The sequence below is a fragment of the Clostridium sp. YIM B02569 genome (assembly GCF_022320765.1).
GTDB classification, from domain to species: Bacteria; Bacillota; Clostridia; order Clostridiales; family Clostridiaceae; genus Clostridium; species Clostridium beijerinckii.
The window spans coordinates 51,667-66,327 of record NZ_JAKJJX010000013.1 but is presented as its reverse complement, the minus strand read 5'-3'; the positions used below and the strand labels follow the sequence as shown (position 1 = coordinate 66,327).

Sequence of the window (14,661 nt, the reverse complement as noted above, 5' to 3'; positions counted from 1 at the left end):
ATGCTAATTTTTAATTCTTTAAACTCAATTATTTATACTTCTATCCCTGCAAGCTTCATTAAATGAATTGCATTTTGTGTTGTACTTCTTCCTTCTCTAAGAATATAGTCAAATTTGATTTTATTATTTTCATAAAATTCTCTAAAATTATAATTTATTATCTCTTCACTTTCATTTTCTAAATCACATAATTCAAAGTCATGAGTAGAAACAAGCCCAACCCCTCCGTATTTAATTAATTGTTTAATCAATACAGATGCACCAGTATGCCTATCTCTTGAATTAGTTCCCTTAAATATTTCGTCTAGTAGAAAAAATACACTTTCTCCTCTTTTACATGCCTCTATTAATATTTTTATTCTTAAAATTTCTGCATAAAATGACGAAATATTCTCTTCTAAATTATCTTTTGTTCTCATGCAAGTGTATATCTTCATAATTCCACAAGAAAATTTATCCGCATGCACTGGTGCTCCGATGTAACTTAAAACCAGATTAGTACCAAGTGTTCTTAAAAATGTACTTTTTCCAGACATATTGGAACCCGTGATTAAAGAAACCTTTTGATTACCAGTCATCAAAAATGTATTTTCAACTGCTTTTTCTCCTAATAAAGGATGACCTATATTCACTGCAGTTATTTCATTTTTATCTAAAATAACAGGATACGTCCAATTTTCATTTTCAAATGGCAAATTACATACACTAACTAATGCATCTATTTTATGCATTACTTCTAACCAACCTTTAAGTTTATTCCCATTCTTTTCTCTCCATTTTTCTAAACTTCTTAATAGGAATACATCAGAAAATAATAGTATATTAAATAACAGATAATATGCATTATATGAACTATTTCCTATCCAATCCAAGATATTAGAAAAAGCTTTCATCTCTTCCTTACAACTTAATTTATCACTTTTCAACTTTCCTTGTAAATTCTTTAAATATTGTGAATCAAAATTTTCTTCTTCTATTAGAAATAAAATTTTACTATACCCATATATGCTATTTTTTATGGATTCAAATAATTTAATCTCTGTACCCATGCTTTTAGATAACACTTTAACAACGATAAAGTTCACCATAAGATTTAAAAGTAGAAATGATTGTGGTATTACCTTTACTATTGCTAAATATATCGAGAAAATTGTTACTAAAATAAAAGTACATGCAATAACAATTCTCAGCGGACTTGATGATTCTGTCCCTTCACTCCAATTAATTAAGTTATCTAAGTCTATATCTTTTGATTTTTTCAAACTGCCCTCAAGAACTAAATTTTGCCTCCAGACAGCTTTACTACTCAATTCCTTTACAGCTTCTTGTCTTTCAGCAATATCAAGCTTATTCAAATTCCCTTCATTTTTTAATAATTTTACTAGTTCTTCTCTTCCTCCTTTAGTTACTGTATCATTAATATATTGAAAAATCGAGTTATTGCCAAATACGTCCAAATCATCTATAAATGGATGCTTATAGTCCAAATACTCTGAACCAGAATCCTCGAAACTCGTAAAATCGCCACTTAATCTTTTTATTCCCTTCTCATTAATTTTCATTATCGTATTTATCTTTTCTCTGTATTGAATTATATTATTGTGATAAAATATCAAAACAATAAAGATACCAATAAAAAATATAGTTGAGATCAATATTAGATTTAATTTATTCTGACTATATAAAATATAATCAGTTAATACCCCTAAAATCACTACAAACAACCTGATCCATCCAATAATTTTCACCTTATAGTTCAGGTCTTTTGTTTGTCTTAAACATCGTTGTATGTTCTCTTTATAAAATTCTTCTGCTAAACTCATAATTCCTCCTAACATAATAATTTTATTTTTATAAGCAATCTTTTTGTTGACTATAAACTAAACTTCGTAATTTAAATTTAAACAAAACTCAAATAATTAATATAAATTAAACTATTGTTCCAATTCTATATCACAAATAAAATAAAGCACATTAAGATATCTTATTTTTAATTCAGGATATTTTAATCTACCTTGTTATCTTGTGCAATCTATTTTATTATTACCTCATATCCATTTTAGCTGTATGTAGTGAGTAATTCATATATAAAATACATATTCCATAAGTATAATATTACCATAATAAATTCGATTTATATTCCTTTGTTTAAATTATTTTTTCATTAAACTTATAGATATTATTAAAACACTAAGATAATTTTTTTATTTAAGTCAGAGACATCTACCTAATATGTGATTTTATTAACTCCAAGGATTAAAATTAAAAGGATTATTTCCAATATAACCTTGAAAATAATCCTCAATCTTTATTAAAGTTAATCTAGTCTATTCTTTAGATAAGCACTTGTATATCTCATCCAAATTGTATCTCATAGCTTCTATATAATTTTTGTCATCTTCTTTTGATTCTAATGTAAGTATTGGAACTACATCAGCTTGAACTTCTTTTGCTAAAGTTTCCGAAACTTTAGGGCTCGCTAACGACTCTGAAAAAACAGTCTTTATATTATTATCTTTACAAAAACTTACTAAGTCTTTTAATTGCTTAGGAGTTGGCTCACCCTCTGCAAATAAATTTTCTACTGATTTTTGAGTTAATCCGAAGTCTCTGCATAAATATCCAAATGCAGCGTGACCTGTTATGAAATTTTTCTTACTTAATGTATCAAATTTGGGTTTATATTCACTATATAAACTCTCTAATTCCTCTTTAAATTTATTGTAGTTTTCTTCATAATAATCCTTATTTTTCTCATCTAACTTTACTAGTGTATCTTTTATATTACTTGACTGGATTTCAGCATTTTTTAAACTTAGCCAAGCATGTGGATCAACCGCATCCCCCTCTTGCCTGGTTTCTATACCAGTACTTGAATCTACAACAATTACATTAGTATTCTTAATAGCTTCATTTACTTGACCTACCCATTCTTCCATGCCTAAGCCATTATAAATAAACGCATTACTCTTTGTTAATTCCTGAAAATCTTTGGTTTTAGGCTCATAATCATGTGGCTCCATATTATCAGGAACTAGACATATAACATCGGCTTTATCACCAGCTATCTTCTCTGCGAATTCTTTTAATGGATATATTGAAACTGCAATTTTTAATTTATCTTCAGTTTTGTTTTGTATTCCAGTATTTGCATTAGCTCCACATCCGATTAGCATAAAACTTACTAATACCGCTAGCGCTCCCGAAATTATTTTCTTCTTCATATTACACCTCCAGTTTGCATCTGATTTGCATTTGCAACTCTGTTTATAATATTACTGTTAAAGTTTAAATATGTCAAGATTAGTTAAATATTAATTTAGGATAGTATTATCAATTCAAATTAATTAAATTATAATCATACTTATTTCTATCAAGAATAATCTTTTCTATTTTTTGACATGTAAAGAAAATTACTTGCTCAAAATTTTCATTCATAAGAAGATTTAGTGCCCGCTCTCTTCTCTCATCATCATATTGTACAAGAGCATCATCTAAAAATATTGGGATTCTTTTATTTTTAAACAACATATTTATAAATGATAACCTTAATGCTAAATACAGTTGATCCTTAGCACCATTGCTTAGTATTTCCCCTTCGAATAGTATTCCTTTATTTCTAATCTTTAGCTTATAGTCTTCTGATATCTTAGCTTCTTCGTAATCATCATTTGTTAAGAAATTAAATTTCTTTATAATTTCCTTATTCATATCTGGTCCAATATTCTTTTTTATCTCATCAAATGCTTCTTGAATCAAATTACTAGCTAACTCTAATGCTTTAAATTCTTTCTCCAACTTTTTAGTTTTTTCTTCATTCATTAATATTTCTTCTTCTATCTCTGAAATTTCCCTTTTACCTAAATACCTTTTTTCTATAAGATGTTCTAAATCCTTTATCTCCTTCTCGATTTTCAACAATTCATTAGACTTCGCTCTAATCTCTGAGTCTATTTCTTCTTCAGATTCATAAGAATAGTTTATGTCCTGACTAATAATTTGTTTCATTTCTTCCTTTATTTCATCTATATTTCTATCTTTTATTAAAACCTTATATGTTTCCTCTACACTTTTCAATGCACTTTTAATTTCATTCATTTTATTTATTTTTTCTTTATACTCTCTCAACTTAACATGCATATCTACTATTTCTATATTTTCTAATCCAAGTACATGAGTTTTTTTTCTTATCTCATCATCTTTATCAGCTAATTGTTCATTTATATTTTCTATATCCTTATTAATTGTATTAATCTCGTATTCCTTTATAAGTATTTCTTCTTTTTGTTTTTCATAGAATTCCAATTGTTCTAGCACCTCATCTAAAGACTTGCATCCTAAAACATTATACAAAGATGCTATCACACCTTTATTTCTATTATAATTTGATTTTAATTTAGTAATATCGTATCTGTTAATCTCCTCTTCCTTATTTTTTATTAATAAAATCATATTATCTTTATAATCTATATACTTATCATATTGATTTATCTTACTAATAAAATCTTCATAAGATACTGAATTAGTTTTGTTTATATAAACATCTAATCTTTTTTCATATTCTTCTATTCTTTCTTTTAGCTCATCAATTGATATATTATTTTTCCTAAAAATCTCTGAACTTTTAATTAATAAGGAATATTTGAAATATACTATTCCTATTATAATAAATATAGGTATAAATATAATCATAATGGGAATTATTTGCTTCAACATACTGTATATAAAAGCAGAAATGCAAATTGCTCCAATAAAATAAATACAATTTATTTTTTTATTTAAGCTATTTAAGTCTCCTTCCGACTTACTATAATCCTGATTCTCCATTTTATATTTTAATTCCTTTAATCCTTCTTTATAAGAATTAAGTAATCTCTCTATTTCTTCTCTATTATTTTTTATAAAATCTAAGTTACTAATGCTAGAAGCCTGCTTGCTTATATTCATCTTGAATCCAGCTATTGAATTTCTTATATTTATGATATCATTAAGTTTTTCTTCTAAATTCCTCTGGTCAACTTTTAATGTATATATTTTTTCTTTTATATTACTTCCCATCGAAGAAAAAACTTTATAATTTATCATTTTTTCGTTTTTTACTCTTAATTCTTCTTCTGATTTATAAAGTTTATTTAACTTTTCTTGTTTTACGTCTAATAAACTTAGATATCTAGCACACCTTTCATTAATTTCATCCAAATATTCAGCTGTTATATATTCCTCACCCTTTTTAAGTTCTTCGATTATTGCATCCTGTTTTCTTTTAAGCTGCTCCCCTTTAACTAAATAGCTACTTATTTCTTTGTAGTCTTTTTGAAGTTTTATCTTCTTAATGTACTTTTTATATAAATCTAGCTTTTGAATTTGTTCTTTTATGTTGCTTTTAACATCTTTCTTCCTTAATAAGTTTTCCTCATTTTGCACGTTTTCTTCAGCTAATTTATATGCTTCCCATAACTCTGTTTTTAGTGAATTATTTTTCTCTTTTAATAAATCAATCTCTCCACCTTTTCTTATTCCTAGCAATTGCTTCTTCTTCTTTTCTAATTTCTCAATTACTTTTTTTACAGAAGTATTTTCATCTCCAACATTGTAAACATTGGTTAGCTTCTCCATTATTTCTTCTTCTTTATCTTTGGATATAACTACTCCTAATTGTCCTATAAATAACGTCTTTATAAAAGTAGATAAATTTATATCGAAGAAATACCTTCCCGGCTCATTTTTATATTCTATTTGTAAGCTCTCTCCCGTTATTTCATCTAAGATTTCGCATTCATCTTCTTTTTTTGTTATACCAAATCTTCTTTTTATAATGTAGCTTTTTCCTTCATGTTCTATTATTAATTCTCCAGAAATATTCTCTCCAGATAGAGGCATGTATCTTTTTCTATCGTTTAGTTTACTTCTAGAATTTTCAATCCCATACAGCCATATCTTGATAAAATTCTCAATTGAACTTTTTCCCTTTTCGTTTTTTCCATAAATTAAATTGAATCCTCTGCTTAAATCTAGGCTTTTATCTTTAATCCCTGCAAAAGCTTTTATATTTATTTTTTTAACTATCAAAAGCTTTCACCTCTTTCATAAAATTTACTTGAATACAATTTCTTTCGATACTATTTTCGAATATATTAATTCTATAATTTATAAATATCTCTTTAATCAATTTACATCTCATTAATTCTTACCTCTTCACCTGAGATGCTTTGAATTCCTATCTTTAAAGCCAAATAAATAATTTCTCTATCTTCCTCCGTTGTAACATTCTGTAGCTCTTCATATATTTTTTTTGCAAATATGCTTTTTAATGAGTAGCCTTTTATCAATTCGGTTATATCTAACTTAATTTCACTTTTGTCAATAATCTTCACAAAATAGAATTCATCTTTAAGTAGTTCTTCAAGTAATTCTTCACTTAATGAAAATTCATCAGATATTTGCCCTTTTAAAATAATCTTATAAAAATTATTCTTTCTATCATCCTTAGGTATTTCTGATATAATTCTATTTTTTACTTCGTTATATCCAAAGCACCTGTCAATATTTATTCCCTTCTCATAGTAATTTCTTACTGATGTTCTAATAAACCGGCTTTCTACAAATCTATTCTTAATCTCTAATAATACTATTCCTTTATCTTCAAGCTCATCAAACCCCCTTCCTTGAGGGCATCCGCTATAACTGTAATATGTGTTACCTATCTTCTTAACTTCCGAAAACTTATGTCTATGTCCTAGTGCTATATAATCCAAATCGCTTTTAATTATATCTTCTTCCATAATTGGATTGTAATTATTTCCTTCCTTTACACTAGAAACTTCTCCATGTATAACCATTATGTTGTTATATTCGTTGATTCTCTCAACATCTTTTAATAAAGATTTACTGACATGTGTGGTATTAAACCCAGCTCCCCAAACAACAGTCTTTAAATCCTCTAATATTACTTTTTCAACACTTCCTTTAAAAATATGAACATTACTTGGCCAATCTACAATGCTATAGAAAGATTTTTCATTAAAAGGATCATGATTTCCAGGACTTATAAAAACTTTTACCTTGCTAATATTTTCAAAACAGCTTTTTATAAAATGAAGTGTAGTTTTCTTTACAGATAAATTATCAAATACATCTCCTGCTATTAGTAAAATATCTATTTCTTCATTTAAAGTTATTAGCATTATGTTCTCAAAAACTTGTTTTAATTCTTCTTTACTCTTTAGTGCTAGCTTTGGTGTCATTCCACTAAAAGGAGTATCAAAATGTATATCTGCTATATGTAAAATTTTAATTTTTCTCATACTATCACACCTAAACTTTTTTATATAACGAACTTTTGTTCTAATTTTACCACGAAATTTGCGAACAGTCCAAAATGATTATTATGCACGTTTATAATTCAAACCTCTATATAATATTTGCTCAAAAAACAGGAGACGTATTATACCTTTGTATAATACATCTCCCATTTTTTAGAATATGATTAGATTATCCTAACATACATAGAATCAATATTAAATTATAAAATTTCATTAGATTCTATGTTCATATTCTTCTACCATTCTTTTTACCATTTCTCCGCCTACTGAACCACATTGTCTAGAACTCAAGTTACCATTGTATTCTTTAAATGGTATTCCTAGTTCTTGAGCTACTTCGTCCTTGAATTTTTCCAAGCCACGTCTTGCTTCTGGAACTAATGTCCTATTATTGTTGTTTGACATAACGATCCCCTCCTCGGCTAATTGATAGAATCAGTAAACAAAACTCTAAAAATTTTATCTACCGATAATAGTATTTTAACCTTACGATTATTTATTATTCTCATTAATATAAGGACATTTTTCAATATTTATCCTCTATTAAATATTAAAATAGAAATCTCTACTCAATATAAATTTATCGATTTTACTATTGAACTACTAAATTCAATTTATTCTATACAACTATCTCTTTAAATGTTGTTTCTATATCTCTTTTTATATCAGTAAATATATCACTCTTATCTTTAATAAAAGAATTTAGCAAATCAATTGTTATTGAATTAAATTCAATAATATCTTTATCTGTAATTAAATTATCATCCTTGCCTCTTTGTAAATACTTATTCATATCCTTAAAGAATCTATACACTTCATCTTTAATTAAATCCTTTGACATTAAGTCTTCTTTCATATTTAATAATCTTTTTCTAATGTCTAATGCTTTTAATGGAAATAGTAAATACATATTTTTTTCGCTTAATTGCTTAAAATCATATTTCCATCCTTTGATTATATTAATTGTATAATCTAGATTTTTTCCCTTAGCTTCTGATTTAATTGGATACACATCAGGAACTTCAATATTGGAATTCAATATTATCATTGATTTAGAATACTTATGCTTCAAAGCATATTCACTTTTATTTACACTTTTCCTCTTTTTTGCATTAAGGCTTATTACATTGTGATTATTCGATAAATTTACCTTAGTTATCATTATTGCTATATTTTCAGCATCGTTAACGTGAAACTGTACCCTGTATTCAAACTTCCTATACTCATCTTCTGCTAGTATCTTCAAATCATAATTTGAATCTTCTAACTTAATATCTTCATTTATATCTATATTTTTTTTAGTCTTATTATATTTCATTCTCGCATCCATATTTAAATCATCATTATATAATGAATTTACAAGCTCAATTATTGTTGTATTATTTAACAAAAAAATTCTCTCAATAATTTTATTTAGGTTCTTTATACCATCATTCTTATTGAATTCCTCATTATATCTTATTTTCGAGTTATTAGCTTCATCATCTTCTTTGAAGCAATTAAACTTCTCTCTAAAAGATATATAGGACTTATTGCTTTCTTTTTCATTAATAGTATTATTAGTTGATTTTGCCAATCTATTTTTATTCTCTATTCCTTTTTTTCTAACTTCGTTTAGCAAAACTAATTTATTCATATCGTATTCCACCTCACAATGGATTATTACCATAATATGTCTTCAATATTCAAATATTGAATGTATTTTATAATAGCTCATTCACAAGACACAAAATAGTTTCTATAAATGCATAATTATTTATGTTTACATATAGTTCATTATATTAATAAAATTATATACTTTTTCTGGGAAAGGTCAAGTTATTTTCTACATTTTATACTAAATTATTCTCTTTTTACTCATTTTTAGCTAATTATTTACACAGATATGCAAACCAATCAGATGCATTTCTGTAACTCTAAAATATATTTTTTTATAAGCCATAACATTTTTGTACATAAAAAAGCCGTAGTACAACGTACTACGACCTTTGTGGCAGGGGCAGTAGGATTTGAACCCACAACCAATGGTTTTGGAGACCACTACTCTACCGTTGAGCCATACCCCTAAGACATTAAGTATTGTATCATGTGTTTATCATTTATGTCAACAATTTTATTATTTTAATTTTTAGTAATCATTCAAATCAATAAATTATTATAATAATCTTAACACCCCAATGCACCAAACAAACTTAACTAAATAGTAGTTTTTTTAAATACTTCTTGTTTAACTACTCATATTATTTTATAATAAAATATAATACTTTGATAGTCAAAATATTTTATTGTCGAATTTTTCGTGAAAGGATATATGTAAAATGAATTTTAATTCTCTTAAAATTGGAAATTTAGTTGCTCCTATTCCTATTATTCAAGGGGGTATGGGAATTGGTGTTTCATCTTCTAATTTAGCTGCTGCTGTTGCTAATGCTGGTGGAATTGGAATCATCTCTGCTGCACAACTTGGTTATAATGAAGATGACTTTGAAAAGAACCCTTTAGAGGCGAATTTAAGGGCTTTAAAAAAACATATTACTATTGCTAAAGCTAAAGCAGTAAATGGCATTATAGGTATTAATGCTATGGTAGCAACTAATAATTATGAAGATCATATAAAAACTGCAATAGAAGCTGGAGTTGATTTAATAATCTCTGGTGCAGGACTTCCTACTATGTTACCTAAAATAGTAAAGAATTCCTCTGTAAAGATTGCACCAATAGTTTCTTCTTTAAAAGCAGCAAAAGTAATTTTGAAACTTTGGGATAAGCACGATAATGTAGCTCCAGATCTTGTTGTAATTGAGGGACCAAAAGCCGGCGGTCATTTGGGCTTTAAAGTTGAAGAGTTAGAAGATGAAAATTTAGATTTTGATAAATCTGTTGTAGATATAATAAATGAAACAAAGAAGTACGCTGAAAAGTATAATAAAGAAATCCCAGTAGTAGTTGCTGGCGGTGTTTTTGATGGATATGATATTGCTAAATATTTAAAATTAGGTGCTAGCGGCGTTCAAATGGCAACGAGATTTGTAGCAACTGAAGAATGTGATGCTTCGGATGAGTTTAAAAATGCCTATGTTAATTGTAACAAAGATGATATTCAAATAGTAAAAAGTCCCGTTGGAATGCCAGGTAGAGCTATGAAGAATACATTTGTAAAGAAAACTAGCTCTGAGAGAGAGAAAATAACTCATTGTTATAATTGTTTAACACCTTGCAACCCTGCTAATACACCTTATTGTATAAGCAAAGCTTTAATAAATGCAGTAAAGGGTAACCTTGATGAAGGTCTCATATTCTGTGGTGAAAATGCAAGCAGAATAACAAAAATCACAACAGTAAAAGAGCTTATAGATGAATTAGTATCTGAAATTAAGAAAGCTTAAAAAATAGACTATTTCAAAGAACTTCCTTATCACGAGGATATCTTTGAGATAGTCTATTTTATTTACAATAATATTATTTTAGCATTTCATCTATAAACTATACATTTTTGAAAGCTATTACTTCAACCTCGCATAATACTCCTTTAGGAAGCTCCTTTACGGCAACGCATGAACGTGCTGGATTACTAACAAAATACTTAGCATATACTTCATTAAAGCTAGCAAAATCACTCATATTTGCAATAAAGCAAGTAGTCTTAATTACATTTTCAAAATTAATATCATTAGCTTCTAATATAGCTGATATATTTTTCATTACTTGAGTTGCCTGCTCTTTTATATTACTTCCTACAACCTCACCAGTTGATGGATCCAACGGTATTTGTCCTGATGTAAATAATATATTTCCAAATCCTATTGCCTGAGAATATGGTCCAATTGCTGCTGGTGCCTTTTTTGTATTTGTTACTTCTAACATTTTATAATCCCTCCAAATCAAAATTAAGTTATATTAATTTACTTTTTATTAATACCATCATTATTTATATCTATTGATTTAAATTCATATCTCTAATAGGGAAAATTAAGTATTATAAATAAGGATTTCCTTATGATCCCAATTCTTTGTTGTTATAATTAAATTTTTTTATATAAAAAAATCGTAGTACAATGTACTACGATTTTTGTGGCAGGGGCAGTAGGATTTGAACCCACAACCAATGGTTTTGGAGACCACTACTCTACCGTTGAGCCATACCCCTAAGACAATAATCATTATATAACATATCTATAAAGAAAGCAACATATTTTTATAATTAATTATCGTGAAAATAAAACTACACTAAATATAAAATACTTTATATTTATATTCAAAATTTGCAGATTCTTTAGTGCAGTATATAATCACATCTAATAACAAAAGGATATATAACTCCAAAATAAGTAATTCTATTTTGCATTACTAGAATTTACGACTTCATTTGGTTTAGCCCATTTTGATAATTCTTTTATATTGTATAAAATCAAATCATCAAAAGACATATCTCCATAATATTTCCACAACTTTATAGTATTATAACCTGACAAATCTAATTTCGTTCCTTTTTCACCATCAACTATTATTATTATCTTTTTAGGATCTAAATTATTAATTTTTATGAACTCACTTAACTCATGATTATCAAGCTGAATAGTGTTTAAATTTAAAGACTTAGTTAAGTAATCAAAATCATTATTTAATGTAATAAATTTATACTCACTTAAGGATTTTATTTTCTCACTATAGTCCTTTATGCTAGTATCAAAATTTTTGATAGCTTCATTATAATTTTCCTCATAATAATCTCTATTTTGAGGGTCTCTATCTTGAATAGCTGCCTTTACATTGTATAATGCTATTTTATACTCTTCTATACCTTCAAAATAGTAAGGATTTTCTTTAGTGTCATTATCATGCCCATAATTTAATAATTTTATGCCTCTAGCTAAATTTATTATCCCAAGGCTTCCTTTCTTCAATTCACTAATTAGTGAATCACTCCATGGTTCAAAAGATGTGCCAGAATATATAAATAAATCCATATTGGATATATTATTTAAAACATCTTCACTATATTTAAATTCACTAATATCTTTCTCATTAGTAAACATATACTCCGCATTATTCTTTTCCTTTATAATTTTTTTAACCATATAATATTGTGGTTTATTAACTGTCATTATATTTAGATATTTATCTCTGCTTTCAGTTCTATTATTCTCAGTATTAGCTAATAAAGGATTTGAAAAAAAACTCATACCAAAAGACAATGCTATGGTTATTATCACCATGGCAAAGGTAATTTTCTTCAAAGACAAGTCACCTCCAAAATTTAACTGACTTCATTTATAACTTTCTTTTTAATATGTACTGTAATTAATTTCTTAAGTTAATTATTAATTAACATTTATTAGGTTAAACATAAAATAATTCACTTTATATATATTGAGTTACATATGTTACCTCAGTAATTACTCTGTTAATTAACTTTTAGCATATACCTGTTCTTATTATACCAACTAATTTAAAATAAATATATACAAATTTATTACATTTTTTTGAATGCTTATTTCCTGTTTTATATAATTAAATTAGTTAATACATTATTAATTTGCTTTTATGCAATTTTGAGATAAAATAAAAAGATGAGAGTTTTTAGATTTAACAATTATTAGGTTCTATACATAATAACTATATGTAAGTTATTGATATAAAATTCTAATTAATAAGAATTAATTCTCACTTAAAGGAGGCACTTCATGGAATTTGAAATTTATAATGTAGATGATACTGCTAAATTAGGAATAAATTTAGGCAAATTATTAAATGCCGGTGATATAATCTGCTTAACTGGTGATTTAGGTGTAGGTAAGACTCATATTACAAAGGGCATAGCTAAAGGATTAGGCATTAACGATAATATTACTAGTCCAACATTTACTATAGTGAACGAATATGATAGCGGTCGATTAAAGCTCAATCATTTCGATGTTTATAGAGTAAGTGATCCTGATGAAATATATGCAATTGGATTTGATGATTATATATTTTCAGATGCAGTATCAATAATAGAGTGGGCAAATTATATAGAAGAAATTCTACCAAATGATTTACTTCATATAGATATAAAGAAAGATTACAGCAAAGGCGAAGATTATAGAAAAATCACGCTAAATGCTTATGGAAAAAGATATGATTATATAAAGGAGTTGAAAATATGATTATTCTTGCCGTAGATTCATCTTCTAAAGTGGCAACTGCTGCTTTGATGAAAGATGATAAACTACTTGGAGAAATTACATTAAACGATAAGAAAGAACACTCTATAATACTAATGTCTATAATTCAAGAGTTGCTAAACAATAACAACTTAAGTATTGATGATATTGATGGCTATGTTATTTCGAAGGGTCCCGGTTCATTTACTGGACTTAGAATAGGCATGGCAACAATAAAAGGTCTTAGCTTGGGAAGTAACAAGCCTTACATTAGTGTTTCTAGTTTAGATGCACTTGCATTTAGCGTATCTAATTTCGATGGTATAATATGCCCTATAATGGATGCTTTAAGAAATAGTGTTTATACTTCACTATATAAAGGAGAATATACTTGCTGCAATAACAATAATGCTTCAAATTTACCTATAAAATTGGAACGTCTATTAGATTATTCAGCATTGGATATTGATGAACTTATAGAAATAATTAAATCCAAAAATGAAAAAGTTATTTTTATAGGCGATGGTGTTGATAAATATAAAGATTATTTGATTGATAATTGTCCAAATTCATATTTTCCTCCTAATCACCTTAATTTAATTCGTGCCTCTTCATTAGGTGAAATAGGCAGTGCACTATTAAAGAACGGAGAATATGACGATCCAAATTCTGCTCCGGTTTATCTCAAAAAATCTCAGGCTGAAAGAGAATACGAGCAAAGGATGAGATTATAGTGAATATAGCTATAAATTTAATGAAAGAAGAAGATATAGATGAAATTTTAGATATAAGCTCGTTGAGCTTTTCTATATGCTGGAGCAAAAATTCTTATATGCAGGAACTAACCAATCCTGTTGCTAAATATTTTGTTGCTAAAGTTGATAATAAAGTTGTAGGATTTGCTGGAACATGGATAGTATTGGATGAGGCTCATATAACAAACATAGCAACACATCCAAACTATCGAAAACAAGGGATAGCCTCTAAAATCCTAGAAGAATTACTATCTTATTGTAAATCTCAAGGGTGTGTAGCATATACTCTCGAAGTTAGAAAAAGTAACGCCGCTGCCAAAGCCCTTTATGAAAAATATAACTTTAAACAAGAGGGAATTCGAAAAGGGTACTATGAAGATAACAAGGAAGATGCTATTTTAATGTGGTTAAAGGAGTAATATCTCAATTACAAATTTCTGT

The 14,661-nt window shown here is 27.1% G+C and carries 13 protein-coding genes and 2 tRNA genes; 4 read left to right on the top strand and 11 right to left on the bottom strand.

What is annotated here, in order from left to right; all coding sequences use genetic code 11:
• Window positions 1-32 precede the first annotated feature (32 nt).
• From L3B96_RS13220 to L3B96_RS13190, 8 genes are all read right to left on the bottom strand, one after another.
• On the bottom strand, window positions 33-1,823 hold the full coding sequence (locus tag L3B96_RS13220; RefSeq protein WP_238861363.1) for a MutS family DNA mismatch repair protein: 1,791 nt from the start codon (window positions 1,821-1,823) through the stop codon (window positions 33-35).
• 504 nt (window positions 1,824-2,327) lie between these two features.
• Entirely contained in the window at window positions 2,328-3,224 is an 897-nt protein-coding gene (locus L3B96_RS13215; RefSeq protein ID WP_011967826.1) for a zinc ABC transporter substrate-binding protein, read from the bottom strand.
• Between the two features lie 109 nt (window positions 3,225-3,333).
• Window positions 3,334-6,069, bottom strand: a complete 2,736-nt coding sequence (locus L3B96_RS13210; protein ID WP_238861362.1) for an AAA family ATPase — start codon at window positions 6,067-6,069, stop codon at window positions 3,334-3,336.
• Complete coding sequence (locus L3B96_RS27250) at window positions 6,059-6,181, bottom strand: hypothetical protein (protein WP_257721956.1); 123 nt, start codon at window positions 6,179-6,181, stop codon at window positions 6,059-6,061. The genes L3B96_RS13210 and L3B96_RS27250 overlap by 11 nt, the downstream gene beginning before the upstream one ends.
• Window positions 6,171-7,304 (bottom strand): DNA repair exonuclease, encoded by a 1,134-nt coding sequence (locus tag L3B96_RS13205; RefSeq protein WP_238861361.1) that lies wholly within the window; start codon window positions 7,302-7,304, stop codon window positions 6,171-6,173. The genes L3B96_RS27250 and L3B96_RS13205 overlap by 11 nt, the downstream gene beginning before the upstream one ends.
• A 231-nt stretch (window positions 7,305-7,535) precedes the next feature.
• Window positions 7,536-7,727: an alpha/beta-type small acid-soluble spore protein gene (locus tag L3B96_RS13200; protein WP_011967823.1), complete on the bottom strand. Its 192-nt coding sequence runs from the start codon at window positions 7,725-7,727 to the stop codon at window positions 7,536-7,538.
• 214 nt (window positions 7,728-7,941) lie between these two features.
• Entirely contained in the window at window positions 7,942-8,958 is a 1,017-nt protein-coding gene (locus tag L3B96_RS13195) for a hypothetical protein (RefSeq protein WP_238861360.1), read from the bottom strand.
• A 355-nt stretch (window positions 8,959-9,313) separates the two neighbouring features.
• A tRNA-Trp gene (locus L3B96_RS13190) sits at window positions 9,314-9,388 on the bottom strand.
• Between the two features lie 252 nt (window positions 9,389-9,640).
• Here L3B96_RS13190 and L3B96_RS13185 point away from each other — a divergent pair.
• Window positions 9,641-10,708 (top strand): nitronate monooxygenase, encoded by a 1,068-nt coding sequence (locus L3B96_RS13185; protein WP_238861359.1) that lies wholly within the window; start codon window positions 9,641-9,643, stop codon window positions 10,706-10,708.
• A gap of 97 nt (window positions 10,709-10,805) precedes the next feature.
• On the opposite strand, the gene L3B96_RS13180 is transcribed toward L3B96_RS13185, so the two are convergent.
• The 3 genes from L3B96_RS13180 to L3B96_RS13170 form a co-directional block, all read right to left on the bottom strand.
• Window positions 10,806-11,186: a RidA family protein gene (locus L3B96_RS13180; protein ID WP_011967820.1), complete on the bottom strand. Its 381-nt coding sequence runs from the start codon at window positions 11,184-11,186 to the stop codon at window positions 10,806-10,808.
• A gap of 208 nt (window positions 11,187-11,394) precedes the next feature.
• Window positions 11,395-11,469: transfer RNA gene (locus tag L3B96_RS13175), tRNA-Trp, on the bottom strand.
• Between the two features lie 187 nt (window positions 11,470-11,656).
• The gene (locus tag L3B96_RS13170; protein ID WP_238861358.1) at window positions 11,657-12,559 is read right to left on the bottom strand and encodes a zinc ABC transporter substrate-binding protein; all 903 of its coding nucleotides are present in this window, start codon (window positions 12,557-12,559) and stop codon (window positions 11,657-11,659) included.
• Between the two features lie 447 nt (window positions 12,560-13,006).
• On the opposite strand from L3B96_RS13170, the gene tsaE reads away from it, so the two are divergent.
• The 3 genes from tsaE to rimI are packed head-to-tail and all read left to right on the top strand — an operon-like array spanning window position 13,007 to window position 14,639.
• On the top strand, window positions 13,007-13,468 hold the full coding sequence (gene tsaE / locus L3B96_RS13165; protein ID WP_011967818.1) for a tRNA (adenosine(37)-N6)-threonylcarbamoyltransferase complex ATPase subunit type 1 TsaE: 462 nt from the start codon (window positions 13,007-13,009) through the stop codon (window positions 13,466-13,468).
• Window positions 13,465-14,199 (top strand): tRNA (adenosine(37)-N6)-threonylcarbamoyltransferase complex dimerization subunit type 1 TsaB, encoded by a 735-nt coding sequence (gene tsaB / locus L3B96_RS13160; RefSeq protein WP_041893893.1) that lies wholly within the window; start codon window positions 13,465-13,467, stop codon window positions 14,197-14,199. Before tsaE ends, tsaB begins: the two co-directional genes overlap by 4 nt.
• Window positions 14,199-14,639, top strand: coding sequence for a ribosomal protein S18-alanine N-acetyltransferase (gene rimI / locus L3B96_RS13155; RefSeq protein WP_011967816.1), 441 nt, complete (start codon window positions 14,199-14,201; stop codon window positions 14,637-14,639). Before tsaB ends, rimI begins: the two co-directional genes overlap by 1 nt.
• Window positions 14,640-14,661 lie beyond the last annotated feature (22 nt).

What these genes read in the sequence shown, in the direction of transcription:
- L3B96_RS13220 (WP_238861363.1), bottom strand. Translation starts at nt 1,823, where the DNA reads ATGAGTTTAGCAGAAGAATTTTATAAAGAGAACATACAACGATGTTTA.
- L3B96_RS13215 (WP_011967826.1), bottom strand. Translation starts at nt 3,224, where the DNA reads ATGAAGAAGAAAATAATTTCGGGAGCGCTAGCGGTATTAGTAAGTTTT.
- L3B96_RS27250 (WP_257721956.1), bottom strand. Translation starts at nt 6,181, where the DNA reads ATGAGATGTAAATTGATTAAAGAGATATTTATAAATTATAGAATTAAT.
- L3B96_RS13205 (WP_238861361.1), bottom strand. Translation starts at nt 7,304, where the DNA reads ATGAGAAAAATTAAAATTTTACATATAGCAGATATACATTTTGATACT.
- L3B96_RS13200 (WP_011967823.1), bottom strand. Translation starts at nt 7,727, where the DNA reads ATGTCAAACAACAATAATAGGACATTAGTTCCAGAAGCAAGACGTGGC.
- L3B96_RS13195 (WP_238861360.1), bottom strand. Translation starts at nt 8,958, where the DNA reads ATGAATAAATTAGTTTTGCTAAACGAAGTTAGAAAAAAAGGAATAGAG.
- L3B96_RS13185 (WP_238861359.1), top strand. Translation starts at nt 9,641, where the DNA reads ATGAATTTTAATTCTCTTAAAATTGGAAATTTAGTTGCTCCTATTCCT.
- L3B96_RS13180 (WP_011967820.1), bottom strand. Translation starts at nt 11,186, where the DNA reads ATGTTAGAAGTAACAAATACAAAAAAGGCACCAGCAGCAATTGGACCA.
- tsaE (WP_011967818.1), top strand. Translation starts at nt 13,007, where the DNA reads ATGGAATTTGAAATTTATAATGTAGATGATACTGCTAAATTAGGAATA.
- tsaB (WP_041893893.1), top strand. Translation starts at nt 13,465, where the DNA reads ATGATTATTCTTGCCGTAGATTCATCTTCTAAAGTGGCAACTGCTGCT.